Raw genomic sequence first — 23,465 nt, 5'->3', positions numbered from 1 at the left:
ACGGGGGTGGGGGCGGCGCGGCCGGACAAGGTAGCGTGCTTTACGCGCCACCCACGGTCGTTCCTGGCCATGCGCCGAGTCGCTGTCCCGCAGAATGGGACGTACAAGGTGCGCCCGAGGCCGGATCGGGTGTGGACGTCGACGCGGTCCTACGGTCCGCTCCGTCCGCAGTCCCGCCGTCCGGCCGTACGGCTGGCGCACTCGTCAAACGACGGCTGAGACGGCGTGGAAGAGAGAATCGATCCTGTGAGTGCTGCGATGCGGAGCCGTACCCCCGACCGCCTGTGCGCCGAGGCGGTCGAACTCGCCCGCGAGGCGGCGGCGGAAGCGGCCCACCCCGGAACGGTCGGCGCGTACGTGGAGGCGGTCGCCGAGGGCGACCGCGTCGTCACGCATTTCTTCGAGAGCGCCGAACCCGGCTATCGCGGCTGGCGCTGGGCGGTCACCGTCACCCGCGCCTCCCGCGCGAAGATCGTCACCCTGGCCGAGACGGTGCTGCTGCCCGGCTCCGACGCGCTGCTCGCCCCGGAGTGGGTGCCGTGGAGCGAGCGGCTCCGCCCCGGCGACATGGGCCCCGGCGATCTGCTCCCCACCGAGGCCGAGGATCTGCGCCTGGAGCCCGGCTACACGGGCGAGGACACCCCGCCGCCCAACTCCGCCGTCTCCGAGGAGATGCAGCAGCTCGCGGCGGTGGAGGAGGCCGACGTGACGGCCGGTCCGCCGTCCGCCGAACCGGCCGCGCCCGTCACCGGCACCATCGCGGCCCTCGCCGAGGAGCTGGGCATGCGCCGCGCCCGGGTGCTCTCCCGCTACGGCCTGCACGTCGCCGCCGACCGCTGGGACGAGGCGTACGGCGCCAAGGCCCCGATGGCGCAGGCAGCCCCCGGCACGTGCGTGACCTGCGGCTTCCTGATGCCGCTCGCGGGCTCGCTGCGGCAGGCGTTCGGCGTGTGCGCCAACGAGTTCAGCCCGGCGGACGGCCGGGTGGTCTCCCTGGCCTACGGCTGCGGCGCCCACTCCGAGGCGGCCGTCATGCCCAAGCCCCCGCGCCCGGCCGAGCCGGTGATCGACGAGACCCTGGTCGAGCCCATGCCCCTCCACCCGGACCGCACAGGCGGCTCGGTGGAACCGGACGCCCCGGCGGAGGAACTGGGCCACTCCTGAGCCCCGGACCCGGCGCCCTCCGGGCCGCCCGGGCACCTCGCCTCCCGCGTCTCCCGGGCGCCCGGTTTCCCGGCCCGGGGCCGCCTCGGCCTCTCTCGGCCGCCTGACTCCCGGAGTTCCTGGTCGGCCCCGGCTCCCCGGCTCCCCGGCCCCCGGCGAGCCGGTCGCGTAGCCCGTACCGCGGTGCCCATCGGCCCGCTGCGGGCGCGGGGCAACGGGCATAGTGGCGCCCACGCCCGCCGTCCCGTTGGCGTCCCGCCGCGCTGAGCCCCCGGCCGACCCGGCCGACCCGGCCGACCCGGCTGCCCACCGGCCCCGTGACGCCCGGCGCCCGCGCCCGCCCCGGGTGCGGGGCAGCGGACGTAGCGCCGTCCGCGTCCACCGTGCTGAGCCCTCGGCCGACCCGGCCATGCCCGGTTACCGGCGCGCCGCCGCGAACCGCCCCAGCGTGTCCGCAAGGCGCGCGCGCCCCGCGCCCGGGGCGCGCGCTTGCCGTGGGGCCGGGGCCCAACCGCCGTCCCGCCGCGCTGAGCCCCCGGCCGACCCGGCCGACCCGGCCGCCCACCGGCCCCGTGACGCCCGGCGCCCGCGCCCGCCCCGGGCGCGGGGCAGCGGACGTAGCGCCGTCCGCGTCCACCGCGCTGAGCCCCCGGCCGACCCGGCCGACCACCGGCTTGCCGCCTGCCCCGGCGCGTGCCCGGGGGCCGCAACTGCCGGGCTGCTCGCGTCCGCTGGGCCGGGGGCTCGGCCGTCCCGGTGGCGTCTGCCCCACGGCGTACCCGCCAGCGCCCGCCGCGCGGGGTCGTGGACCAGCACTCGGCGCGTGTCCGGAGAGTGGCGCCCGGCCGAGCCCGGGGGCGCGGCCGTCGCGCGTGTGCCCGCCCTCCCGGGGAGGGCGGGACGCGTGCGGGGGGTGGATGGGGGTACGTTCGCGGTCTAGCAATGTGGAATGTGGCGGCACCCACAGGACCCGGAGGCGATACGTGAGCAGCACGGCGATGGTGCGGGGCGCGACCGAGGACGCGGATCCCTTCGGGACCGCGCGGCTGCGGCGCGGCGTGCTGGACGCCTGGGCCGCGTCGCCCGCCCGGTTCCGGGAGGACGCCAACGCCGAGGAGGACCTGGCGCTCGGCGGGCACCGGGACCGGCTGGTCGTGGAGCTGGCGCAGAACGCGGCCGACGCCGCCGCCCGGCTCGGCGTGCCCGGGCGGCTGCGGCTGACGCTGCGTCCGGCGACCGACGGGGAACCGGCCGTGCTGGTCGCCGCCAACACCGGGGCCCCGCTGGACGCCGCCGGGGCCGAGTCGCTGTCCACGCTGCGCGCGTCGGCCAAGCGGGACGAGGACCCCGGGCGGGCCGTGGGCCGGTTCGGCGTCGGGTTCGCGGCGGTGCTCGCGGTGAGCGACGAGCCCGCGGTGGTGGGCCGTTCCGGCGGGGTGCGCTGGTCGCTGGCGGAGGCCCGCGAGCTGGCCCACAAGGCGGCGCTGCGCAGCCCCGGCCTCGCCGATGAGCTGCGCCGCCGCGATGGTCACGTACCGCTGCTGCGGCTGCCGCTGCCCGCCGAGGGCTCCGCGCCGGAGGGGTACGACACGGTCGTGGTGCTGCCGCTGCGCGACGGCGCCGCGCTGGACGTGGCGGAACGGCTGCTGGCGGCGGTCGACGACGCGCTGCTGCTGACCCTGCCGGGGCTGGCGGAGGTCGTGGTCGAGACGGTCGAGGGCGTACGGACGCTGCGGCGCGGCGAGGAGGGCCCGTACGCGGTCATTGAGGATCAGAACGGCACGGAGCGGCGTACTACGCGCTGGCGCACCGAGCGCGCCAGCGGGCAGCTCGACCCGGAACTGCTCGCCGACCGCCCGGTGGAGGAGCGGCTGCGCCCGGTGTGGTCGGTGACCTGGGCGGTGCCGGTGGACGCCGAGGGCGCGCCGGTGCGGCCCGCGACCGCCCCGGTCGTGCACGCGCCGACGCCGACCGACGAGCCGCTGGGGCTGCCCGCGCTGCTGATCGCCTCGTTCCCGCTGGAGCCCACCCGCCGTCACACCGCGCCCGGTCCGCTCACCGCGTTCCTGGTGGAGCGCGCGGCCGAGGCGTACGCGACGCTGCTGCGCGACTGGCATCCGGTGGGGACGGGCACGATCGGCCTGGTCCCGGGCCCGCTGGGCAAGGGCGAGCTGGACGGGGAGCTGCGGGCGCGGGTGCTGGAGCGGCTGCCGAGGGTGCCGTTCCTGCCGAGCGCGGCCGCGCCGGACACCCTGGAACCGGAGTCCCCGGCGGCCGAGGCGGACGCGGGCTTCGGCTGGGACGACGCGATCCTCGCGCGCGGCACCTTCGAGGGCGAGCCGTACGCGCTGCGCCCGCGCGACGCGGAGATCGTGGAGGGCGCGGGCGCGGAGACCGTGGAGGTGCTGGCCGAGCTGTTCCCGACGCTCCTGCCCGCCGGGCTTGAGCGGCGCCAGGAGCTGCGGGCGCTGGACGTGGCCCGGGTGCCGCTGGGCGAGGTGATCGACCGGCTGGCGGGCGTCGAGCGCGCCCCGGTCTGGTGGCGGCGGCTGTACGACGCGCTGGCCGGGACCGACCCGGACCGGCTGAGCGGGCTGCCGGTGCCGCTGGCGGACGGCCGGACGACGATCGGGCCCCGGCAGGTGCTGCTTCCGCTGCCCGGAGACGTCGACAGCGAGACCGAAGGCGCGGGCGACGGCTCGGCGGGCGAGACCCACCGCACGCTGGCCCGCCTCGGCCTCAAGGTCGCGCATCCGGAGGCCGCGCATCCGCTGCTGGAGAAGCTGGGCGCGACCCCCGCCACCCCGCGCGCCGTGCTGCGGACCCCGCAGGTGCGGGCCGCCGTCGCGCATTCGCTGGAGGCGGAGGACGAGTACGACCCGTTCGCGGAGGAGGGCGGGGCGCCCGGCGCCGCGCTGGACCCGGACACCCTGGCCGACACCGTCCTCGGCCTCGTCCAGCAGGCCCGGCTGGCGCCCGGCGACGAGCCGTGGCTGGCCGCGCTCGCCCTGCCGGACGAGGACGGGGAGCTGGCGCCCGCCGGTGAACTGGTCCTCCCCGGCGGCGCCTTCGAGCAGGTGATGCGGGAGGGCGAGCTGGCCGCGTGCGACGCGGACCTCGCCGAGCGCTGGGGCGAGCAGCCGCTGTCCGCGGTCGGCGTGCTGGCCGGTTTCACCCTGGTCCGGGCCACCGATGTGGTGCTGGACCCGGACGAACTGGAGCCGCGCGAGGGCGACTTCGCCGAGCCGGACGACGTCGGCGTGCTGGAGGCCGTGGACGTGTGGTGCGAGGACGCGCTGGACCGGCTGCCGGAGACCCCGGTTCCGCCGGTGGCCACCGAGATCGTCGCCGTGCGCGACCTGGACCTGGTGGACGACGACGCCTGGCCGCGCGCCCTGGCCATGCTCGCCCAGCCGCCGCTGCGCGACGCCCTGACCCAGCGGGTGCGGGTGCTGCTGCCGGACGGCACGACGGAGTCGGTGCGCTCGTACACCGCGTGGTGGCTGCGCGGCCACCCGGTGCTGGACGGCCGCCGCCCCGCCGGGCTGCGCGCCGCCGGGGGCGACCCGCTGCTGGCGGGGCTGTACGAGCCGGTGGACGCGGCCGGGTTTGAGGACGAGCAGGTGCTGCGGGCGCTCGGCGTACGGACGTCCGTGGCGGCGCTGCTGGACGAACCGGGCGGCGCGGCCGAACTGCTGGCGCGGCTGGCCGACCCGGACCGCCCGGTGACCCCGGCCCAGCTGCACGCGCTCTACGGCTACCTGGCCGACCTCGACCCCGAGCAGGTCACGCTGCCGGACGAGCTGCGCGCCGTGGTGGACGGCGAGCCACGGGTGGTCGACGCGGACGGGGTGCTGGTCGCCGACGCGCCGGACCTGATGCCGCTGGCCGAGGCGGAGGGCCGCGCCCTGCTGCCGGTGCGCCCGGCGCGGGCGGCGGACCTGGCGGAGCTGTTCCAGGTGCGGCGGCTGAGCGAGGCGTACCCGGCCCGGGTGACCTCGCAGGGCGAGACGTACGAGGTCCCGGCGGCGGTCCGCGAACTGCTGCCGGACGCGCCGCTGTCGTACGTCGAGCACGAGGAGCTGCTGATCGAGGGCGGCACCGAACTGGACTGGCGGTATGTGAGCGGACCCGATGCCGTCCTGCACGCCTCGACGGTGGAGGGCGTGGCGGCGGGCCTGTCCTGGGCGGCGGGCCACTGGTCCCGCCGCTTCGAGGTGGCCGCGCTGCTGGAGGACCTGAGCCGTACGGAGGAGCTGGCCCGGGCCCGCTGGTTCGACTGACTCTTAGGGCTACCAGGCTCGTATCGAGGAGCTGGCTGGCCCGGGCCCGCTGGTTCGACTAGAGCTAGAGCTACGACGAGCCTTACGGCTTGCGTGCCACGCCCGCGTAGATCCACAGGTCCAGGGCCTCTGCCGAGGCCCTGGACCGCTCGTTCTCCGGGCGCCAGCGGTGCGGCATCACCACGCCGGGTTCGACCAGCTCCAGGCCGTCGAAGAACGGCAGGATCTCCTCGTAGGTGCGCCCCTGGACGTGGATGCCGCTGGCCCGGTAGAGCCGGGTGACCGCGTCGGAGACCCCGCCCCGGGGGTCGAGCGAGCCGTGCGAGAGGACCAGATAGCTGCCGGGGGCCAGCGCCTCGGCCAGCTGCCGCACGATGTCGTACGGCTTCTGCTCGTTCGCGATGAAGTGCAGCACCGCGTTGAGCGACAGCGCGACCGGCTGGCTCATGTCGAGCGTGTCGTGCAGCTCTTCGGCGGCCAGGATGCCGGACGGGTCGGTGATGTCGGCGTGCATGTACGCGGTGCGGCCCTCGGCGGAGGAGAGCAGCAGGGCCTGGGCGTAGGCCAGCACGATGGGGTCGTTGTCCGCGTAGAGGATCCGCGCGTCCGGGGCCGCCTGCTGGGCTATCTGGTGGAGGTTGGGCTCGGTGGGGATGCCGGTGCCGACGTCGAGGAACTGCCGGATGCCCGCCTCGGCGGCCAGCCAGTGCGTCGCCCGGTGCATGAACGACCGGTTGGCACGGGTCCACGGCTTGACGGCGGGCCAGACGGCCTCGACCTGCCGGGCGGCCTCGGTATCGGCGGCGTAGTGGGTCTTGCCGCCCAGGAAGTAGTCGTACATGCGGGCCGAGTGCGGCTTGCTGGTGTCGATTTCGGCGGAGCGAAAACGGTGACCGGTCATACCGCGCAATGTTACTGAGCGGTTGGGCGGCGTAGCTGACGTTCCCTCAACTTCAAGCCTCTGTGGAGCTCCGATGATGTTGTGAACACCAGGTGAAAATCGTACAGTTGCGCCACACTCGGCTCCAAGTTCGCGTCGGTGTCCATCTCGACGCAGGTCAACGCGGCGGAGCCGCTTCATCTTGTGGGGGATACAGATGCGCAATCGCATGACCTTCGCCGTGCTCGCCACCGCGACCGCGGCCGCTCTCGGGGGGCTCGCCGCGCCGGCGGCACAGGCGGCCGGTTCCGGCGACACGACGATCACCAAGGTGTCGGTGGGCAACGCCGTCCTCGGCACCACGGGCGCCAAGACCTTCACCGTCTCGGTGACGGCCAAGGATGACTCGGGCATCCAGGGCGCCGACCTGTACCTGGAGGGCCCGTCGTACGGGTACGCGACCCCGACCGGCGCCGTGAAGTGCGCCGCCGTGGCCGGTGACCCGACCACCTCGACCTGCAAGGCGACCTTCATCCTGGACCCGCAGGTCGACTTCATCGACAACAGCGTGGCGGGCCGGTGGTACGCCGCCGTGTGGGTCGACGCCAAGGACGGCGACTACGTGACCTCCGACAAGGCCGGGTCCTTCGCGGTGCAGCGCGCCGCGAAGCTGACCGTCAACGCCGCGCCGGAGCCGGTCAAGAAGGGGAAGACCATCACGGTCACCGGCGCCCTGACCCGCGCCAACTGGGAGACCGGAAAGTACGGCGGCTACACCGTCCAGCAGGTGAAGCTTGAGTTCCGGAAGGCGAACAGCTCCACGTACACCGCCGTGAAGACGGTGAAGTCCGGCAGCGGCGGTGCGCTCAAGACGACCGTCAAGGCGGCCCAGGACGGCTGGTTCCGCTGGAACTTCGCGGGCACCAGCACCACCCCGCCGGTGAAGGCGGGTGGCGACTACGTGGATGTGAAGTAACACACGCGACGAGCGCGCGGGGCGCGGGTCAGTCGGCGCCGTTCTCCGAGGTGCGCCGGATCGCCGCGTCCCGCGCCCGTACGTACCAGATGCCGATCAGTCCGAGTCCGGCCCCGGCCAGGCAGGTCCACAGCCACCACAGATGGCCGTGGTCGGCGTACCAGCCGTAGAACGGGAGCTGGACGAGGAAGAGGACGAACCACACGATGGTGCCGCCGATGATGGTGGCGACGACATTGCCCTCCAGGGGTGCAGGCGCTTCGTGCCGGGGTGTCCACTTCGTCATGTGGCCAGCTTACGGGGGCGCTGTTCGGGGCCTTCGGGCCGACGGGGGCGGGTGCGCGGTTTGGCGTTCCGCGATTCATATATTCATACTGAACCGTTCTGGGTCTGGGTGGAATGTCCTGTGCGATCCTCCAAGAGGCCCGCGTCCCGAAGTTCACCACCTCTGGGGTCCCTCCATGTCTCCCTCGGCCAGCGAGCCGGTCGATGCCGCACAGCAGGCACCGACACCTCCCATGAACCGCCTTGCCTTCTTCGACAGGTACTTCAAGATCAGCGAGCGCGGCTCCTCCCCGTCCCGGGAGATCCGCGGTGGCCTGGCCACCTTCTTTGCGATGGCGTACATCATCGTGCTGAACCCGATCATCCTCGGATCGGGTCAGGACATGTACGGGCACCATCTGGACAACGGCCAGCTGGTCACCGCGACCGCCCTGATGGCGGGCCTGTCCACGCTGCTCATGGGCGTCATCGGCAACGTCCCGATCGCCCTCGCCGCGGGCCTCGGCATCAACGCGGTCGTCTCGCTCCAGCTCGCCCCCAAGATGAGCTGGCCGGACGCGATGGGCATGGTCGTCCTCGCCGGTGTGGTGCTGATGATCCTGGTCGCCTCCGGCCTGCGGCAGCGCGTGATGGACGCGATCCCCGGCGGGCTGCGGCGCGCGATCGCGATCGGTATCGGCCTGTTCATCGCCCTGATCGGACTGGTCGACTCCGGCTTCGTCACCCGTAACCCGGACGCGGCGCACACCACCGTTCCGCTGGGCCTCGGCATCGAGGGCAAGCTGCAGGGCTGGCCGGTGCTGATCTTCGTGGCCGGTCTGGCGCTCACGTTCGTGCTGGTCGTCCGCAAGACCCGGGGCGCGATCCTCATCGGCATCGTGGTCATGACGCTGGCCGCGATCGCGATCAACGCCGTCACCAAGACCCCGGACGCCAGCTGGGGCCTGACCGTGCCCAATGTCCCGGACACGCTGGTGTCGACCCCGGACTTCGGGCTCGTCGGCCAGGTCAGCCTGTTCGGCGGATTCGAGAAGGTCGGCGTCCTGACCGGCTGCCTCTTCGTCTTCACCGTCCTGCTGTCCGGCTTCTTCGACGCGATGGGGACGATCATCGGCGTCGGCGAGGAGGCCGGGCTCACGGACGAGCGCGGCCAGCTGCCCGGCATGGGCCGGATCCTGATGGTGGACGGCGTCGCGGTCGCGGGCGGCGGCTTCGGCTCGGCCTCCGCCAACACCTGCTTCGTGGAGTCCACGGCGGGCGTCGGGGAGGGTGCGCGCACCGGTCTCGCCAACGTGGTGACGGGCGGGCTCTTCCTGCTCGCACTGGTCTTCACCCCGCTCGCCAAGGTCGTCCCCTCGCAGGCCGCGACCCCCGCGCTGGTGGTCGTCGGCTTCATGATCATGGCGGCGAACGTCAAGGAGATCGACTGGAGCGACTCCACGATCGCGGTCCCGGCCTTCCTGACCATGATCTCGATGCCGTTCACGTACAGCATCACCAACGGCATCGGCCTCGGCGTGCTGTCGTACCTGCTGCTGCGCGTCGCGACCCGGCGGGTCCGGGACATCCCGTGGCTGCTGGCCGCCGTGGGGTTCTGCTTCCTGGTCTACTTCCTGCTGCACCCGATCGAGCAGGCGCTCGGCGTGGTGTGATCCGGTGTGATCCGGGTGTGTCCCGCCGTTCACCCATCACTCGCATGGGTGAGTGGCCCAGGACACCCGTATCGGGGTTTTCATTAGACGAGGTAATGAGTTATGCTAAAGACCATGCCGGATCCGTCCCGCCTTCCGTCGTCCGCGACGGAAGCGCCCCTCGATGACGCGGCCGCGGTGAGCGCTCTGCGGTCGGCCGTGATGCGTCTGTCACGACGGCTGAAGCATCAGCGCGTCGACGAGTCGCTGAGCCCCACGGAGATGTCGGTGCTGGGCACCCTCGCCGGGTGCGGCTCCGCCACCCCCGGCGAGCTGGCGCGGAAAGAGCATGTCCAGCCGCCGTCGATGACGCGCATCGTGGCGCTGCTGGAGGCCAAGGGACTGGTCAGGCTGGAGCCGCACCGGGAGGACCGGCGGCAGAAGGTCGTGTCGCCGACCGAGCGGGCCGAGGTCATGCTCGAAGAGAGCCGGCGCAAGCGCAATGCCTGGCTGAGCGACATGGTCGGGCAGCTGTCCGAGGACGAGTGGGAGACGCTGCGCGCCGCCGCGCCCGTCCTGGAGAAGCTCGCGCATATGTAAGAGCAGGTCGAGCAGCCAGGAGGCGAACGAAACTTGAGTACGGGACCCGGAGCAGACTCCGCACCCGCACCGAACACCGACTCACCTTCCGCCGGAACCACGGCGGGCCCCGCCAAGGGCGGAATGTTCCGTTCACTCAGGGTCCGCAACTACCGGCTCTTCGCGACCGGTGCCGTGATCTCCAACACCGGCACCTGGATGTCGCGGATCGCCCAGGACTGGCTGGTTCTGAGCCTCACCGGCTCCTCCACCGCGGTCGGCATCACCACCGCGCTGCAGTTCCTGCCGATGCTGCTCTTCGGGCTGTACGGCGGCGTGATCGCCGACCGGTACCCCCGGCGGAAGCTGCTGCTCTTCACGCAGGCCGCGCTGGGCCTGTGCGGTCTGGCGCTCGCCGCCCTCACCCTGAGCGGCCACGTCCAGGTGTGGCACGTCTACCTGATCGCGTTCCTGCTCGGCCTGGTCACCGTCGTCGACAACCCGACCCGCCAGGTCTTCGTCAACGAGATGGTCGGCCCCCGCGACCTGCGCAACGCGGTCAGCCTCAACTCCGCGAACTTCCAGTCCGCCCGGCTGATCGGCCCCGCCGTCGCCGGTGTCCTGATCACCGCCGTCGGCAGCGGCTGGGCCTTCCTCATCAACGGCCTCTCCTTCGGTGCCCCGCTCATCGGCCTGCTGCTGATGCGCACCGGTGAAATGCACCCGGTCAAGCGCGCGCCGCGCGGCAAGGGCCAGCTGCGCGAGGGTCTGGCATACGTCGGCAGCCGCCCCGATCTGCTGTGGCCGATCGTCCTCGTCGGCTTCATCGGCACGTTCGGCTTCAACTTCCCGATCTGGCTCAGCGCCTTCGCCGACGATGTCTTCCACGCCGGGCCCGGTACGTACGGCCTGCTCAACACCCTGATCGCGGCCGGTTCTGTCACCGGCGCCCTGCTCGCCGCGCGCCGCGTCACCACCCGGCGCAGGCTGCTGGTCGGCGCCGCGCTGCTGTTCGGCGTGCTGGAGATGGCCGCTGCGGTGACCCCGTTCTTCTGGCTCTTCGCCGCGCTGATGGTGCCGGTCGGGATCTTCAGCCTGACCTTCAACGTCACGGCCAACTCCAGCGTCCAGCTCGCCACCGACCCCGAGATGCGCGGCCGGGTGATGAGCCTGTTCATGATGGTCTTCGTGGGCGGCACCCCCATCGGCGGCCCGCTGATCGGCTGGGTCACCGACACCTGGGGCGCCCGGGTCGGCTTCGCCGTCGGCGGCCTGATCTCCGCCATCGCGGCGGTCGTGGTGGGCCTCGCCCTGGCCCGCGCGGGCGGTCTGCGGCTCAAGGTGGACCTGCGCCGGGGGCATCCGCATCTGAGCTTCGTGCCCAGGGTGCAGGAGGAACAGCTGGCTCCGGCGGCGTGACACCGATGAGACTCTTCGCCGCCGTGCTGCCGCCCGAACCGGCCCTGGCCGAGCTGGGGACGTACGTCGACGCACTGCACCGGCTGCCCGGTGCCGACACCCTCCGCTGGACCGAGCGCCCCGGCTGGCATCTGACCCTCGCCTTCTTCGGCGAGGTCACCGACGACGTCCGCCCCGAGCTGGACACCCGGCTGGCCCGCGCCGCCCACCGCCATCACCCCCACGAGGTGCGGCTGGCGGGCGGCGGCCGGTTCGCCGACCGGGCCCTCTGGGCGGGGGTGGCGGGCGATCACACCGCGCTGCGGCGGCTCGCCGACTCCGTCGCCGCGGGGGCCCGGCGGTCCGGGATCGCCACGAACCGGGACCGCCCGTACCACCCGCATCTCACCATTGCGCGCAACCGCTCCGGCGCCTCCGCCACCCGCCTCGCGCCCTTCGCCGAGGGCCTCACCGGCTTCGAGGGCCGCGGCTGGACGGTGGGGGAGCTGAGCCTCGTGCGCAGCCATCCGCCGACCCCCGGGGTGCCCGGGGCGCAGCCCCGGTACGAGGTGGTGGCGGCCTGGCCGCTGGGCGGCTGAGCGGTCCGGCTAACCTCGGAGTGTGAATCCGAAGACCCGAAACATGATCATGAGTGGTGCCCTGGTGATGATCCTCGTCGTGGTGGCCGTCGCGGCCGCCTTCGGAGGATGAGCCGCAGGGGCGGCCCGAACCGTCAGGGGGTGTGACCGCACACGGTCACACCCCCTGCGTACTGCCTGCCGGTGCCTGGCAGGACTACCAGGGCGCGGTGGGACTACCAGGCGAACGCCTCGGGCGACGGCCCCGGGCCCGGGAAGATCTCGTCCAGCCCGGCCAGCACCTCGTCGCTCAGCGTCAGCTCGGACGCCCGTACCGCCGAGGCCAGCTGCTCGGCCGTGCGCGGACCCACGATGGGCCCGGTGACCCCGGGCCGGCTCAGCAGCCAGGCCAGGGCCACCTCGCCGGGCTCCAGGCCGTGCTTGTCGAGCAGGTCCTCGTAGGCCTGGATCTGCTCGCGCACCGCCGGGTTCTTCAGCGCGTCGGCGGCCCGTCCGCCCGAGGTGCGGGCACCGGCGCCGCCCGCCTGCTCCTTGCGGATCGCGCCGCCGAGCAGCCCGCCGTGCAGCGGGGACCAGGGGATGACGCCGAGGCCGTACTCCCGGGCGGCCGGGATGACCTCCATCTCGGCGCGCCGCTCGGCCAGGTTGTACAGGCACTGCTCGCTGACCAGGCCGTACGAAGTGCGGCGCCGGGCCGTCTCGTTGGCCTGGGCGATGTGCCAGCCCGCGTGGTTGGAGGACCCGGCGTAGAGGATCTTGCCCTGCTGGACGAGGACGTCGATGGCCTGCCAGATCTCGTCCCACGGCGTCGCGCGGTCGACGTGGTGGAACTGGTAGAGGTCGATGTGATCGGTGCCCAGCCGCTTGAGGCTGGCGTCCACGGCCCGGCGGATGTTGAGCGCCGAGAGCTTGTCGGTGTTGGGCCAGGGCCCCTCGCCGTCGGCGGCCATGTTGCCGTACACCTTGGTGGCGATGACGGTCTTCTCGCGCCGTCCGCCGCCCTTGCCGAACCAGCTGCCGACGATCTCCTCGGTGCGGCCCTTGTTCTCGCCCCAGCCGTACACATTGGCGGTGTCGAAGAAGTTGATGCCCGCGTCGAGCGCGGCATCCATGATCGCGTGGCTGTCCGCCTCATCGGTCTGCGGGCCGAAGTTCATGGTGCCGAGGACCAGTCGGCTGACCTTGAGACCAGTACGTCCGAGCTGCGTGTACTCCATGAGACCCAGCCAATCCCTTGGAGTGCGCTCTAATCAAGTGCCCTTCCGGGTTCCGGAAAAACCGGAGGCCCGCTTTTTGGCCCCCCGTCGCGGTCAAAAAGCGGGCTACCGGAATCTCCGGAATGTGGATTGAATTACCGTCCGGAGCGGGTCTTCAGGAATCCGAGGATGCCGAAGACGAGAATCATCAGCGCACCGATCAGGGCGATGTAGATTCCGGGTCCGGGCGTGAGGTCGTACAGCTTGGCCGCCTGCTCGGCCGCCTTTTCGGCGACGCTCGCGGAAACCCCTTCGTCATCCTGGAGCTTCTGGGCGAGCAGCCGCTCGGGAGATGCCATGTTGATGGCGAGGATGATCGCCGTGGCAAGCCCGGTGGCCGCGCCGATCAGATAGACGACCCCCTTCTTGGTGGCCATGGCGGCGAGCATCAGCACCGCCCCGACAGCGGCGATGATCAGCGTGATCACACCGTCGCCGTCGATGCCCTTGACGCCTCCGTCGGCGCTGTCGGAGGTGGACACGACCCAGTTGACGCAGGAGCCCGCCAGTGCGATGACCGCACCGACTGCCCCCAGCACCGCGAACTTCTTCGGCGGTGCGGCCGCCGCGCCTCCGCCCGGGTTTCCGGCGGAATGCATCGGCGGTGGCGCGGTTTGCGCAGAAGAGGAATGGCTGTATTCGCTCATGGGTAGAGACGTTAGAGGTGGCCATTCTTGAAAGCAATGGCGCCGCCCGCTTTGCCGTCAATGCCCGATAAATTTCTGTCGCACGTAATCCCGGGATGGATTCAAATAATCCGCGGGTTATTTACGCGCTCCGACCGCCACGAATTATTTACGTACGTGATCCGTCCGTAATTCACGAGGGGGCGTGCCGGACCGTGGCAACGCGCCCCGGGCGGCCGTAACGCGCTGTCGGCGCCCCGCCGGGATGGCAGGCTTGGGCCCATGCGTCCGTTTCCGTACGTCCTCGGTGCCGCCGTGCTGGCGGCTCTGCCCGTCGCCCTTCCCGCTCCCGCGGCGGCCGACGACTCGTCCCCGTCCTCGTTCACCATCGAGGACCCCCGCATCACCGAGTCCAGCGGGCTCGCCGCGAGCCGGGCCCATCCCGGCGTCTACTGGACGCACAACGACAGCTCGGACGGGGCGTTCGTCTACGCCGTCGACAGCAAGACCGGGAAGACGGTCGCCCGGGTCGAACTGCGCGGCATAGGCCGCCCCCGGGACGTGGAGGCGATCTCGATAGGCCCCGACGGCAATGTGTACGTCGGCGACATCGGCGACAACCTCGGCGGCACCTGGCCGCACGTATGGATCTACCGCTTCCCCGAGCCCAAGGTCCTGAAGGACACCACGGTCACCGCCACCCAGTTCACCGTGAAATACGAGGGCGGGGCGCGGAACGCCGAGGCGATGATGGTCCACCCGAAGACCGGGCGGGTCTACATCGCCAGCAAGAGCGACGAGGACCCCGGGCTGTACGAGGCGCCCGCCACGCTCTCCCCGCAGGGCACCAATGTCTTCCGCCGGGTCGCCGACCTCGACATGGAGGTCACCGACGGCGCGTTCGCCCCGGACGGCAGCCGCCTGGTGCTGCGCGGCTACTTCGCGGCCTCCGAGTACCGCTGGACGAACGGCAAGCCGCAGGAGCTGAAGGAGCTGAAGGACGAGCCGGGGCTGCCGATCCAGCGCCAGGGCGAGTCGGTGACCTTCACCCCGGACGGCGGCACGCTCATGTACGGCACGGAGGGCCCGGGCAGCAAGGTCACCGCGGTGGACCTGGGCGGGGAGCTGCTGCCGGACGCGACGGCGAAGAAGCAGAAGAAGGACGGGGAGTACTCCTCGCGCCCCGACGGCAAGGACCAGGGCTCCGAGGACGAGAAGAACAGCACCCTGCTGAAGGGGGCGCTCACCTTCGGCGCCGCGATGGCGCTGTTCCTGGGGCTGAAGCGGCTGGTCCGCCGCCGCCCGAAGTAGGCGTAGGGAAAGGGCCCGAGGCGAACGCCCGGGCCCTCTTCGGCTACGTACGCCTCACAGGTGCTCGATGACGTAGTCCACGCAGGCGGTCAGCGCCTCGACGTCGGCCGGGTCGACGGCCGGGAACATCGCCACCCGCAGCTGGTTGCGGCCCAGCTTCCGGTACGGGTCGGTGTCCACGATGCCGTTGGCGCGCAGCACCTTGGCGATCGCGGCGGCGTCGATCTCCTCGCTGAAGTCGATCGTGCCGATGACCTGCGACCGCTTGGCCGGGTCGGTGACGAACGGGGTGGCGTGCTTGGACTCCTCGGCCCAGCCGTACAGGGTGCGCGAGGAGGTGGCGGTGCGCCGCACGGCCCAGTCCAGGCCGCCCTGCCCGTTCATCCACTCCAGCTGGTCGTTGAGGAGGAAGAGCGTCGAGAGCGCCGGGGTGTTGTACGTCTGGTTCTTCAGCGAGTTGTCGATCGCGGTCGGCAGCGAGAAGAACTCCGGGACGTGGCGGCCGGACCCGTGGATCCGGGCGGCGCGCTCCAGCGCGGCCGGGGAGAAGATCCCGATCCACAGCCCGCCGTCCGAGGCGAAGGACTTCTGCGGCGCGAAGTAGTAGACGTCCGTCTCGGCGATGTCGACGGGCAGACCGCCCGCGCCGGACGTCGCGTCGACCAGCACCAGCGACCCCTCGTCGGCCCCGGCCACCCGCTGGATGGGCATCGCGACACCGGTCGAGGTCTCGTTGTGGGTCAGGGCGTAGACGTCCGCACCCGCCTCGGCCCGCGGCTCCGGGTGGGTGCCGGGGTCGGAGGAGATCACGGTCGGCTCGGCCAGCCACGGCGCGAGCTTGGCCGCCTTCGCGAACTTCGACGAGAACTCGCCGAAGGACAGGTGCTGGGACTTGTTGTCGATCAGGCCGTGGGTCGCCACGTCCCAGAAGGCGGTGGAGCCGCCGTTGCCGAGGACGACCTCGTAGCCCTCGGGGAGCTGGAACAGTTCGCGCACGCCGTCGCGCACCTGGCCGACCAGGTTCTTGACCGGGGCCTGCCGGTGGGAGGTGCCCAGCAGCGAGCTGCCGGTCGCGGCGAGGGCGCTGAGCGCCTCGGTGCGTACCTTGGAGGGGCCCGCGCCGAAGCGACCGTCGGCGGGCTTGATGTCTTCGGGAATCCGGATCTCAGCCACGACCGAAGCCTAATCCGTCGGAACCCGGCATTCAGCGGAGGGTCCATTCGCTGAGACGAACCGTCCACGGATGGGGACAGTGAGCGCTCTCATGTTGACGCGGCGGCCGTCATCGGGTCCGTGCAAAGTGATCCGTGATCACGTCCGGGAAACACAGATTGGACGTTCTCTTGGGGAACCTCGCCGGGGAACATGGGATGTATGGCTGAGCACGAGGCACAGGCGGACGAGGCACAGGCACACGAGGCACAGGCAGGCGAGCTGGAGCGGGCGCTGCGCCGGGCCGTCCACGGGGACGTCTCCTTCGACGCGGCGAGCCGGGCCCTGATGACCATGGACGCGTCGAACTACCGGCGCGTGCCGACCGGTGTCGTCGCGCCGCGCGACGCGGACGACGTGGCGGCGGCGCTGGCCGTCTGCCGGGAGCACGGCGTGCCGGTGGTGGCGCGCGGCGCCGGGACGTCCATCGCCGGGCAGGCGACCGGACTCGGGGTCGTCCTCGACTTCACCCGCCACATGCGGGCCATTCGGTCCCTGGACCCGGAGCAGCGGACCGCCGTCGTCCAGCCCGGCGTCATCCTGGACGACCTGCGGTCCGCCGCGGGCGCCCACGGCCTGACCTTCGGCCCCGACCCGTCGACCCACAGCCGCTGCACCCTCGGCGGCATGATCGGCAACAACTCGTGCGGCTCCCACTCGGTGGCCTGGGGCACCACCGCCGACAACGTCCACGCGCTGGACGTCGTGACGTACGGCGGCGAGCGCGTCCGCGCCGCGCAGGGCCTCGACGCGCTCCCCGCCCGGCTCCGCGACGGCATGCGCTCCCTCGCCGGGGAGCACCTGGCGCTGCTGCGCACCGGCTTCCCCGAGCTGCCCCGCCGCATCTCCGGCTACGCGCTGGACGAGCTGCTGCCCGAGAAGAACGCCGACGTCGCCCGCGCCCTCACCGGCAGCGAGGGCACGCTCGGTGTGCTCACCGAGGCGACCGTACGGCTCGTCGAGGCGCCCGCCGCCCGGGCGCTGGCCGTGCTCGGCTACCCCGACGAGTCCGCCGCGGCCGAGGCCGCTCACACACTGCTGCCGTACGGGCCGCTCACCGTCGAGGGCATGGCCGCCGACCTGGTCGCGGGCGCGTCGGGGCTGCCCAAGGGCGGCGCCTGGCTGTTCGTGGAGGTCGGCGGTTCGGGGCGCGAGGAGGCGTACGCCCGCGCGGAGGAGATAGCGCGCGCCGCCGCGCACGCCACCACCGACCACACCGTGGTCGCCGACCCGGCCGGGCAGCGCGCGCTGTGGCGGGTCCGCGAGGACGCCTCCGGCACTGCCACCCGCATGCCGGACGGCAGCGAGGCCTGGCCCGGCTGGGAGGACTGCGCGGTGCCGCCCGCCCGGCTCGGCGCGTACCTCCGCGACTTCCGCGCCCTGCTCGGCCAGCACGGGCTGCGCGGCACGCCGTACGGGCACTTCGGTGACGGCTGCATCCACGTCCGCATCGACTTCGACCTGATGCGCGAGGCCGGGGTGCGGGTCTTCCGCGACTTCTCCACCGACCTCGCCGACCTCGTCGTCACCCACGGCGGCTCGCTCTCCGGCGAACACGGCGACGGCCTGGCCCGCGCCGAGCTGCTGCCCCGCATGTACGGGGACGAGATGGTCGGCCTCTTCCACCGCTTCAAGGACCTGTGGGACCCGGCGAACGGCCTCAACCCCGGCGTCCTCGCCCGCCCCCGCCGCCTCGACCAGGACCTGCGCTTCGACGTCCTGCCGAGGCGCCCCGTCGACGTCGAGTTCGGCTACCCGCACGACGGCGGCGACTTCTCGGCCGCGGTGCGGCGCTGCGTCGGCGTCGCCAAGTGCCGCAACGAGTCGGTGTCCGGGGCCTCCGTCATGTGCCCCTCGTACCGCGCGACCGGCGAGGAACAGCACTCCACCCGCGGCCGCGCCCGCCTGCTCCACGAAATGCTCGCGGGCGAGGTGGTCCGCGACGGCTGGCGCTCGGAGGAGGTCCGGGACGCGCTCGACCTGTGCCTGTCCTGCAAGGGCTGCCGCAGCGACTGCCCGGTCGGGGTGGACATGGCCACGTACAAGGCCGAGTTCCTGCACCACCACTACGAGGGCCGGGTGCGCCCGGCGGGCCACTACTCGATGGGCTGGCTCCCGGTATGGCTCCGGGCGGCCGCCTCCCTCCGGGCGGCCCCGGTGGCCAACGCCGCGTCCGGCGTCGCCTTCCTCTCCTCCCTGGCGAAGCGGATGGGCGGCATCGCCCCGGAGCGCGACATCCCGGAGCTGGCCCGCGAGCCGTTCACGAGGTGGTGGCGCGGCCACGCCCGCACGGCGCCCCGCGCCCCGGAGCCGGCCCGTACCGTCGTCCTCTGGCCCGACACCTTCACCAACTACCTCTCCCCGTCGGTCGGCCGCTCCGCCGTCGCGGTACTGGAGGCGGCGGGCCTCCGGGTCGTCGTACCCCCCAAACCGGTCTGCTGCGGCCTGACCTGGGTCTCCACCGGCCAACTCGACCGCGCCCGCGCGGTCATGCGGCGCACCCTGGACGTCATGGCCCCGGCCCTCGACGCCGGTCTGCCCATCGTCGGCCTCGAACCCAGCTGCACGGCCGCCCTCCGCACCGACCTCCCCGAACTCCTCGGCGCCACCGACCCGCGCGCCGCCCGCCTGGCCGACTCGGTCACCACCTTCGCCGGAGCGCTGGAAGACCACGCCCCCGACTGGCAGCCCCCGAAGGTCGACCGCCCGGTCGTCGGCCAGACCCACTGCCACCAGCACGCCGTCCTCGGCGACGCCGCCGACCGCCGCCTCCGCGAACGCGCGGGCCTGACCGGCGAACTGAGCGGCGGCTGCTGTGGCCTGGCGGGCAACTTCGGCTTCGAGGCGGGCCATTACGACGTCTCGGTGGCCTGCGCGGAGGACCAGCTGCTCCCCTCCGTACGCAACGCCGAACCGAACGCCGAAGTCCTGGCCGACGGCTTCTCCTGCCGCACCCAGCTCGACCAGCTCGACGGCGGCCGCCCGGCCCGCCACCTCGCCGAAATCCTGGCGGAGCGGCTGTCCTGACCGGCTGTGCCATGCGCCGCGACGCTCGTATGGGTGAACGATGAGCTGACGTACGGCCCGCGGTAGGTCGTCCTCGCTAGTGTCCGAGGCTCGGCCTACCGTGGGGGTGAACAGGCGCTATGTTCGGATACGGCCAGCAACGGGAGGGCATCGGCGATGGTGGATCGCTTCAGCGACGCGCTTCTGAGCGTCCAGGACACCGCCCGGCACCTGGACATTCCCGACCGTACGCTCCAGCGCTGGCTGCACCACGAGAGCGCCGCTGGATCCCCGCTGGTGCACGGCGTCCAGCCGGTGAAGCGCGGCTGGCCCTCGATCCCGTTCGTAGCGATCGTCGAGGCGTATGTGCTGCGGTCGCTACGCGGGTACCTGAGCATGCCCAAGATCCGCGAGGCGGCCGAAGCGGTGCGCTTGGCGTTCGGCGACGAGTACGGGCTGGCCACCCGCCGGATCGCCACCGATGGAGTGGACATCTTCGTCGAGTACGCGGACGGCGACTTGGCTCGTGCCCGGGATGGTCAGCGCCCCATCAGGGAAGTCATCACCGGCTATTTGCGCTACATCGCCTGGGAGACGGGCGATCAATATCCCTACCGGCTCCGCCTGCGGCAATACCCGGACGTCGCCCCCGTGATCATCGATCCCCGCTTCGGCTGGGGCGCACCGGTCGTCGCGGAGAACAAGGTCCAGGTGGACGCGATCGTCTCCCTGTGGGAGGCCGGGGAGCCGTTGGAGGCGGTCGCGGACGAGTACGGGCTGACACGTGACCAGGTCGAATCGATCTGCCGGACCGCCCGCCGACGAGCCGCCTGAGTTCCTCGCCGACCGTTCCTTGGGCCGCCGTACGGTCGCACTGTTACGGGAGGCCGGATGGCTGGTCCGCCACCTCAGCGAGGTCTACGCCGATGACGGGCAGCACATTCCGGATGAGGAGTGGATCGCTCACGGACTGGCCCAGGGGTGGGCTCTGCTGACCCAGGACGAGCGCATCCGCTACCGCGCACATGAGCGTGGGGCTCTCGCCGACGGCGACAAGCCGCTGTTCTATCTGAGCAAGAAGGATCTGCTGATCGCGGACAAGGCGCGGCGCTTCCACAGCCAACAGGCGGCCATTTACCGTGCTGCGACACGTGGCGAGGCGGCGATCTATGCCGTCTATGAGGACCGCATTGAGAAAAAGTGGCCGTAGGGAGCACCTGCGGCGGCGGAGCCGCCTGAGGCAGCTCCGCCGTCGCAGTGGGGTGGGCGTTTACGCGTGGGAGCTGATCACGCCGCCGGAGCTGAGCACGATGGAGCTGCCGTTGGCGTCGAGACCGGCGTCCTTCTGGTTGGCCTCGATCGTGGCGGCCTCGCCGTCGTGGCCGATGATCTTCGCACGGTAGTGGAGTTCGCCGACCTTCGTGACCTTGGCCGTCCAGCCGCCCGCGAGCTTGAACGTGCCCGGGCCCTGGTGTTCGCCGCCCATCCAGGAGCGGACCTCGCCGCCCGCCGTGAGTACGACGTACATGCCGTTGGCGTCGAGCCCGGCGTCGCCCTCCTTCGCCTCCATCGTGGCCAGCTCGGCACCGTCGTTGACGATCTCGACGCGGTAGTGCAGGTCGCCGAGCTTGTAGATCTTGGCCGTGCTGCCGTCCACCAGCTTCTGGGTGCGGGACGGCGAGGCCGCCTTGTTCGCGGTGCCCGCCTTGTTCTCGACCTTGGCGTCGGTGCCCTGCGCCCCGGCGGAGGACTCGGCGGCCGCGGGCTTCGGGTCGGTGTCCGAGCCGGAGCAGGCGGTCAGGCTGAGACCGGCGGCGGCGATCAGGGCCGCGGCGGCGACGCGCAGGGTGCGGCTACGAGCGGTGCGGGCAGTGGTGTTGGAGCGCATTTCGGGTCCCCCCGGGCAGTCGGTGTCGTTGTCTCTTCGGTACGTCCACCCACTCTGGTCGGGGCCGCTACCGAAGGGCTGCCGTCCCGCTAACCTCCGGCTAACGCGGGTGTGGGCGCTCATGACGACTCCGCCGCCTCCGAGGGCGCAGGATGGCCACCTGGTTCGGTGTCGTCGCCGTCGTCGTACGCGGGTAGGCGCTCGCCCCGGCTCTCGGCAACTCGTAGGACATCGCGTAGGGCCTCGGTCAGCCGGGCGGCCAGGAAGCGCAGTTCCCCGGCGCTCGCCTTTCCGTCGTCGAGTAAAGCGCACGCATGGGCGAGGAGCTGAGCGCCCATGCTCAGCTGTAGGGCCTCGACTTCGTCGGCCCGCCGACTCAGAGGGCTGTAGCCGTCGCCCGGTGCCAGATAGCACGGCTTGCCGTCCGGACCAGACCACGGCAGCAGGCGCAGGGCAGTCCCCGCCGGGGTTCCGGATGACTTGGTGAACACGTCACGGCTCCTTCGGTGATATTCAGTCCCGTGTCGTGACGTTAGGATCGCTCTGAGTAGCCGATCAATGGCACTCTCGCTTGCGGTTTCGCGGAAGTACCACCCGGCGTCACACCGGTAGCCCGAGCGCGTCCGCCATGCTCTGCATCTCTGGGGTCACTGTCCTCCGCTTGGCGATGATGTCGCCGAGGATGTCCCGCGCGTAGTGCTGGTTGGGCAGCCATTCCGGGGCATCGGCCCAGACGCCCTGCAGTACCCCGAAGGCCTCGGTGTGCCGCCGCTTCATCACGTGAGCCCTGGCCACGTCCAGCAGATGACGGTTCCGGTTGTTGGACGTCGGACGCAGACCTCCGGCGGGGATGCGGGCTGCCAAGCTCAGGACGCGATCGGGCTCCTCCGCGATCATCGCGTTCTCCGCCCGTTTGAGGGCGACGGTGACAGGGCCGAAAGCTCGGAGGAAGTCGCCGTCAGGGGCGAACTCGCGGCCCATCGCGACGGCGGCCGAGTGAGCGAGCCGCAGAGTGTCTGTCGCGATGTCGGGCTCGTTGTCCCGCACCGCGGCTGCGGACGCGCGCAGGAGAAGCCATCCCCATGCGCTCAGCTCAGCGGGCGTGGCACGGGACAAGCGCGGCTCCGCGTCGTCCGCCTCGCGCTCCGCCACGGCGCGAGCCTGAGCGAGCTGCCCTCGGCGCAGCAGCAGCCAGCAGCGCGTGCTCGCGATGGCGGCACCGTCGAGGCGGTCCACAGCGTCGTCCGTCGCTCTGGTGAGGGCCGCTTCGGCAGCGTCGAACTGGCGCGTCTGCACCATGAGCCATCCGGTGAGCTGCAGTAACCGCCCCCGCAGATGCCGACCGCGTGGATTGAGACGGGCAAGCGCGTCAGCGTCGCGCAGGAGCGCGGGGAGGACGGGACGCAGGTCGGTGAACCGGTCGCCGGAGAAGAGAGGGAGTGCGGCCGTGAGCGCTGCGCTGATCCCCTCCACGGTGGGGGCCTGGTCGGCACCGCGATCGGGTACCGGAGCGGTCAGTGCGTGGCGTACTGGTTCCCAGCGTTCGATCGTGGCTTCGTCGGCCTCGTCTTCGAGGTGTCCGGCGATGAGCCGCGTGGTGGACACGCCCAGCGCCGCAGCGAGCTTCCGAGCCGTTTCAAGGCGCGTGTCCTGCTGCTCGCCCTGTTCCAGCTTCCTGATCCAGGAGACGGAGACCCCAGAGGCCTCCGACAAGCCGTGCTGCGTCAGCCGTCGACGTTTCCGGATGTCGCGTAGCCGCTCTCCGATGTGGTCTGGGCCGTTGTCGGCCATCCTCAACTCCCTTCTTGCCTTGACACGGTGACGTGTACCCCTGGTCAAACGCGGCGAAGTGTCGGCCAGTCACCATGGGTGCCGCGCAACCGGTCGTGCGGACGTCGTCCCGGACGGAGATCCGGAAAGGGATCGTCGAACCGGGGCGCGCCGTGGCAGGCTCGCGGGGTGCCCCGCTATGACCGCTTCGTCGAGGAGCTGCTCGATTTCCTGCTGACGCGGGTGGACGAGGACGGCCTCGCGCGCCTGGTCGCGCATGAACCACGGCGGATGCATGCCGCGTATTTCGAAGGGGGTGGCGGGCGTGCGGAGACGCGGGGGATGTCCTTCACTGGCTGCACTGCGTGCTCGCGGATTCCGCCGTACACGCTCTTTCTGGACTACGGCCGCATCGACGTCCCCGCGTGGCCCTGCGAGCCCGTCCGGGAACTGGCCCTGCGCTTCGCCGATGCCCCTGACTACCGCACCGGCTGGCGGCCCGAGGGTGCTGTCTTCGCGTCCGGGAGGCTCATCCACGAGGCTCGCTTCTGATAAACCCCCAGCCCGTCAAAAATCATGCAAGCATGCTTGATTGTTTTGT

20 protein-coding genes are annotated in these 23,465 nt (G+C 71.9%); 12 read left to right on the top strand and 8 right to left on the bottom strand.

Annotated features, from left to right (window positions below; all coding sequences use genetic code 11):
* The first annotated feature begins 246 nt into the window (after positions 1-246).
* Entirely contained in the window at positions 247-1,164 is a 918-nt protein-coding gene (locus ACFV9T_RS32670; RefSeq protein WP_385446107.1) for a DUF3027 domain-containing protein, read from the top strand.
* 998 nt (positions 1,165-2,162) lie between these two features.
* Positions 2,163-5,447: a sacsin N-terminal ATP-binding-like domain-containing protein gene (locus tag ACFV9T_RS32665; RefSeq protein WP_385446144.1), complete on the top strand. Its 3,285-nt coding sequence runs from the start codon at positions 2,163-2,165 to the stop codon at positions 5,445-5,447.
* An 82-nt stretch (positions 5,448-5,529) separates the two neighbouring features.
* On the opposite strand, the gene ACFV9T_RS32660 is transcribed toward ACFV9T_RS32665, so the two are convergent.
* Positions 5,530-6,348 carry an SAM-dependent methyltransferase gene (locus tag ACFV9T_RS32660; protein ID WP_385446106.1) on the bottom strand — a complete coding sequence of 273 codons (819 nt, stop codon included), beginning with the start codon at positions 6,346-6,348 and terminating at the stop codon, positions 5,530-5,532.
* 196 nt (positions 6,349-6,544) lie between these two features.
* Between ACFV9T_RS32660 and ACFV9T_RS32655 the strand changes: the two genes are divergently transcribed.
* Positions 6,545-7,303, top strand: coding sequence for a calcium-binding protein (locus ACFV9T_RS32655; protein WP_385446105.1), 759 nt, complete (start codon positions 6,545-6,547; stop codon positions 7,301-7,303).
* A 28-nt stretch (positions 7,304-7,331) separates the two neighbouring features.
* Here ACFV9T_RS32655 and ACFV9T_RS32650 read toward each other — a convergent pair whose 3' ends face one another.
* Positions 7,332-7,589 (bottom strand): DUF2530 domain-containing protein, encoded by a 258-nt coding sequence (locus ACFV9T_RS32650; RefSeq protein ID WP_385446104.1) that lies wholly within the window; start codon positions 7,587-7,589, stop codon positions 7,332-7,334.
* 175 nt (positions 7,590-7,764) lie between these two features.
* Here ACFV9T_RS32650 and ACFV9T_RS32645 point away from each other — a divergent pair, with 175 nt between their 5' ends.
* From ACFV9T_RS32645 to thpR, 4 genes are all read left to right on the top strand, one after another.
* On the top strand, positions 7,765-9,240 hold the full coding sequence (locus ACFV9T_RS32645) for an NCS2 family permease (protein WP_385446103.1): 1,476 nt from the start codon (positions 7,765-7,767) through the stop codon (positions 9,238-9,240).
* A gap of 114 nt (positions 9,241-9,354) precedes the next feature.
* A complete protein-coding gene (locus ACFV9T_RS32640) occupies positions 9,355-9,819 on the top strand; it encodes a MarR family winged helix-turn-helix transcriptional regulator (RefSeq protein WP_385446102.1) in 465 nt (154 codons plus the stop codon).
* A 33-nt stretch (positions 9,820-9,852) separates the two neighbouring features.
* Positions 9,853-11,217, top strand: coding sequence for an MFS transporter (locus tag ACFV9T_RS32635; protein ID WP_385446101.1), 1,365 nt, complete (start codon positions 9,853-9,855; stop codon positions 11,215-11,217).
* A gap of 5 nt (positions 11,218-11,222) precedes the next feature.
* Entirely contained in the window at positions 11,223-11,795 is a 573-nt protein-coding gene (thpR, locus tag ACFV9T_RS32630; protein WP_385446100.1) for an RNA 2',3'-cyclic phosphodiesterase, read from the top strand.
* 215 nt (positions 11,796-12,010) lie between these two features.
* Here the strand turns inward: thpR and ACFV9T_RS32625 are convergent, their stop codons facing one another.
* Both ACFV9T_RS32625 and ACFV9T_RS32620 read right to left on the bottom strand, forming a co-directional pair.
* Positions 12,011-13,012 carry an aldo/keto reductase gene (locus ACFV9T_RS32625; protein WP_385446099.1) on the bottom strand — a complete coding sequence of 334 codons (1,002 nt, stop codon included), beginning with the start codon at positions 13,010-13,012 and terminating at the stop codon, positions 12,011-12,013.
* A gap of 134 nt (positions 13,013-13,146) precedes the next feature.
* The gene (locus ACFV9T_RS32620) at positions 13,147-13,650 is read right to left on the bottom strand and encodes a hypothetical protein (protein ID WP_385446098.1); all 504 of its coding nucleotides are present in this window, start codon (positions 13,648-13,650) and stop codon (positions 13,147-13,149) included.
* A gap of 309 nt (positions 13,651-13,959) precedes the next feature.
* Between ACFV9T_RS32620 and ACFV9T_RS32615 the strand changes: the two genes are divergently transcribed.
* Complete coding sequence (locus ACFV9T_RS32615) at positions 13,960-14,988, top strand: hypothetical protein (RefSeq protein WP_385446097.1); 1,029 nt, start codon at positions 13,960-13,962, stop codon at positions 14,986-14,988.
* A gap of 54 nt (positions 14,989-15,042) precedes the next feature.
* Here ACFV9T_RS32615 and serC read toward each other — a convergent pair whose 3' ends face one another.
* Positions 15,043-16,161 carry a phosphoserine transaminase gene (gene serC / locus ACFV9T_RS32610; protein ID WP_385446096.1) on the bottom strand — a complete coding sequence of 373 codons (1,119 nt, stop codon included), beginning with the start codon at positions 16,159-16,161 and terminating at the stop codon, positions 15,043-15,045.
* Positions 16,162-16,362: 201 nt separating this feature from the next.
* Here serC and ACFV9T_RS32605 point away from each other — a divergent pair, with 201 nt between their 5' ends.
* The 3 genes from ACFV9T_RS32605 to ACFV9T_RS32595 all read left to right on the top strand — a co-directional run bounded on the left by ACFV9T_RS32605 (position 16,363) and on the right by ACFV9T_RS32595 (position 20,416).
* On the top strand, positions 16,363-19,227 hold the full coding sequence (locus ACFV9T_RS32605; protein ID WP_385446094.1) for an FAD-binding and (Fe-S)-binding domain-containing protein: 2,865 nt from the start codon (positions 16,363-16,365) through the stop codon (positions 19,225-19,227).
* A gap of 156 nt (positions 19,228-19,383) precedes the next feature.
* On the top strand, positions 19,384-20,040 hold the full coding sequence (locus ACFV9T_RS32600; RefSeq protein WP_385446093.1) for a DUF433 domain-containing protein: 657 nt from the start codon (positions 19,384-19,386) through the stop codon (positions 20,038-20,040).
* Positions 19,991-20,416 (top strand): toxin-antitoxin system, toxin component, PIN family protein, encoded by a 426-nt coding sequence (locus ACFV9T_RS32595; protein WP_385446091.1) that lies wholly within the window; start codon positions 19,991-19,993, stop codon positions 20,414-20,416. Before ACFV9T_RS32600 ends, ACFV9T_RS32595 begins: the two co-directional genes overlap by 50 nt.
* A gap of 60 nt (positions 20,417-20,476) precedes the next feature.
* On the opposite strand, the gene ACFV9T_RS32590 is transcribed toward ACFV9T_RS32595, so the two are convergent.
* From ACFV9T_RS32590 to ACFV9T_RS32580, 3 genes are all read right to left on the bottom strand, one after another.
* Positions 20,477-21,094, bottom strand: coding sequence for a hypothetical protein (locus tag ACFV9T_RS32590; RefSeq protein ID WP_385446089.1), 618 nt, complete (start codon positions 21,092-21,094; stop codon positions 20,477-20,479).
* Positions 21,095-21,213: 119 nt separating this feature from the next.
* Positions 21,214-21,585, bottom strand: a complete 372-nt coding sequence (locus tag ACFV9T_RS32585) for a hypothetical protein (RefSeq protein WP_385446088.1) — start codon at positions 21,583-21,585, stop codon at positions 21,214-21,216.
* A 109-nt stretch (positions 21,586-21,694) separates the two neighbouring features.
* The gene (locus tag ACFV9T_RS32580) at positions 21,695-22,885 is read right to left on the bottom strand and encodes a helix-turn-helix domain-containing protein (RefSeq protein ID WP_385446086.1); all 1,191 of its coding nucleotides are present in this window, start codon (positions 22,883-22,885) and stop codon (positions 21,695-21,697) included.
* Positions 22,886-23,053: 168 nt separating this feature from the next.
* Between ACFV9T_RS32580 and ACFV9T_RS32575 the strand changes: the two genes are divergently transcribed.
* A complete protein-coding gene (locus ACFV9T_RS32575; protein ID WP_385446085.1) occupies positions 23,054-23,416 on the top strand; it encodes a hypothetical protein in 363 nt (120 codons plus the stop codon).
* Positions 23,417-23,465: the final 49 nt, after the last annotated feature.

It is taken from the genome of Streptomyces sp. NPDC059850, from assembly GCF_042731515.1.
In the GTDB taxonomy this organism is placed as follows: domain Bacteria; phylum Actinomycetota; class Actinomycetes; order Streptomycetales; family Streptomycetaceae; genus Streptomyces.
This window is presented reverse-complemented; position numbering and strand designations above follow the sequence as displayed.

Bases quoted from the DNA above. Each gene is read 5' to 3' on its own strand.
- thpR (WP_385446100.1), top strand. From the start codon at position 11,223: ATGAGACTCTTCGCCGCCGTGCTGCCGCCCGAACCGGCCCTGGCCGAG.
- ACFV9T_RS32580 (WP_385446086.1), bottom strand. From the start codon at position 22,885: ATGGCCGACAACGGCCCAGACCACATCGGAGAGCGGCTACGCGACATC.
- ACFV9T_RS32590 (WP_385446089.1), bottom strand. From the start codon at position 21,094: ATGCGCTCCAACACCACTGCCCGCACCGCTCGTAGCCGCACCCTGCGC.
- ACFV9T_RS32615 (WP_385446097.1), top strand. From the start codon at position 13,960: ATGCGTCCGTTTCCGTACGTCCTCGGTGCCGCCGTGCTGGCGGCTCTG.
- ACFV9T_RS32660 (WP_385446106.1), bottom strand. From the start codon at position 6,348: ATGACCGGTCACCGTTTTCGCTCCGCCGAAATCGACACCAGCAAGCCG.
- ACFV9T_RS32640 (WP_385446102.1), top strand. From the start codon at position 9,355: ATGCCGGATCCGTCCCGCCTTCCGTCGTCCGCGACGGAAGCGCCCCTC.
- ACFV9T_RS32650 (WP_385446104.1), bottom strand. From the start codon at position 7,589: ATGACGAAGTGGACACCCCGGCACGAAGCGCCTGCACCCCTGGAGGGC.
- ACFV9T_RS32600 (WP_385446093.1), top strand. From the start codon at position 19,384: ATGGTGGATCGCTTCAGCGACGCGCTTCTGAGCGTCCAGGACACCGCC.
- ACFV9T_RS32655 (WP_385446105.1), top strand. From the start codon at position 6,545: ATGCGCAATCGCATGACCTTCGCCGTGCTCGCCACCGCGACCGCGGCC.
- ACFV9T_RS32625 (WP_385446099.1), bottom strand. From the start codon at position 13,012: ATGGAGTACACGCAGCTCGGACGTACTGGTCTCAAGGTCAGCCGACTG.
- ACFV9T_RS32620 (WP_385446098.1), bottom strand. From the start codon at position 13,650: ATGCATTCCGCCGGAAACCCGGGCGGAGGCGCGGCGGCCGCACCGCCG.
- ACFV9T_RS32665 (WP_385446144.1), top strand. From the start codon at position 2,163: ATGGTGCGGGGCGCGACCGAGGACGCGGATCCCTTCGGGACCGCGCGG.
- ACFV9T_RS32645 (WP_385446103.1), top strand. From the start codon at position 7,765: ATGTCTCCCTCGGCCAGCGAGCCGGTCGATGCCGCACAGCAGGCACCG.
- ACFV9T_RS32605 (WP_385446094.1), top strand. From the start codon at position 16,363: ATGGCTGAGCACGAGGCACAGGCGGACGAGGCACAGGCACACGAGGCA.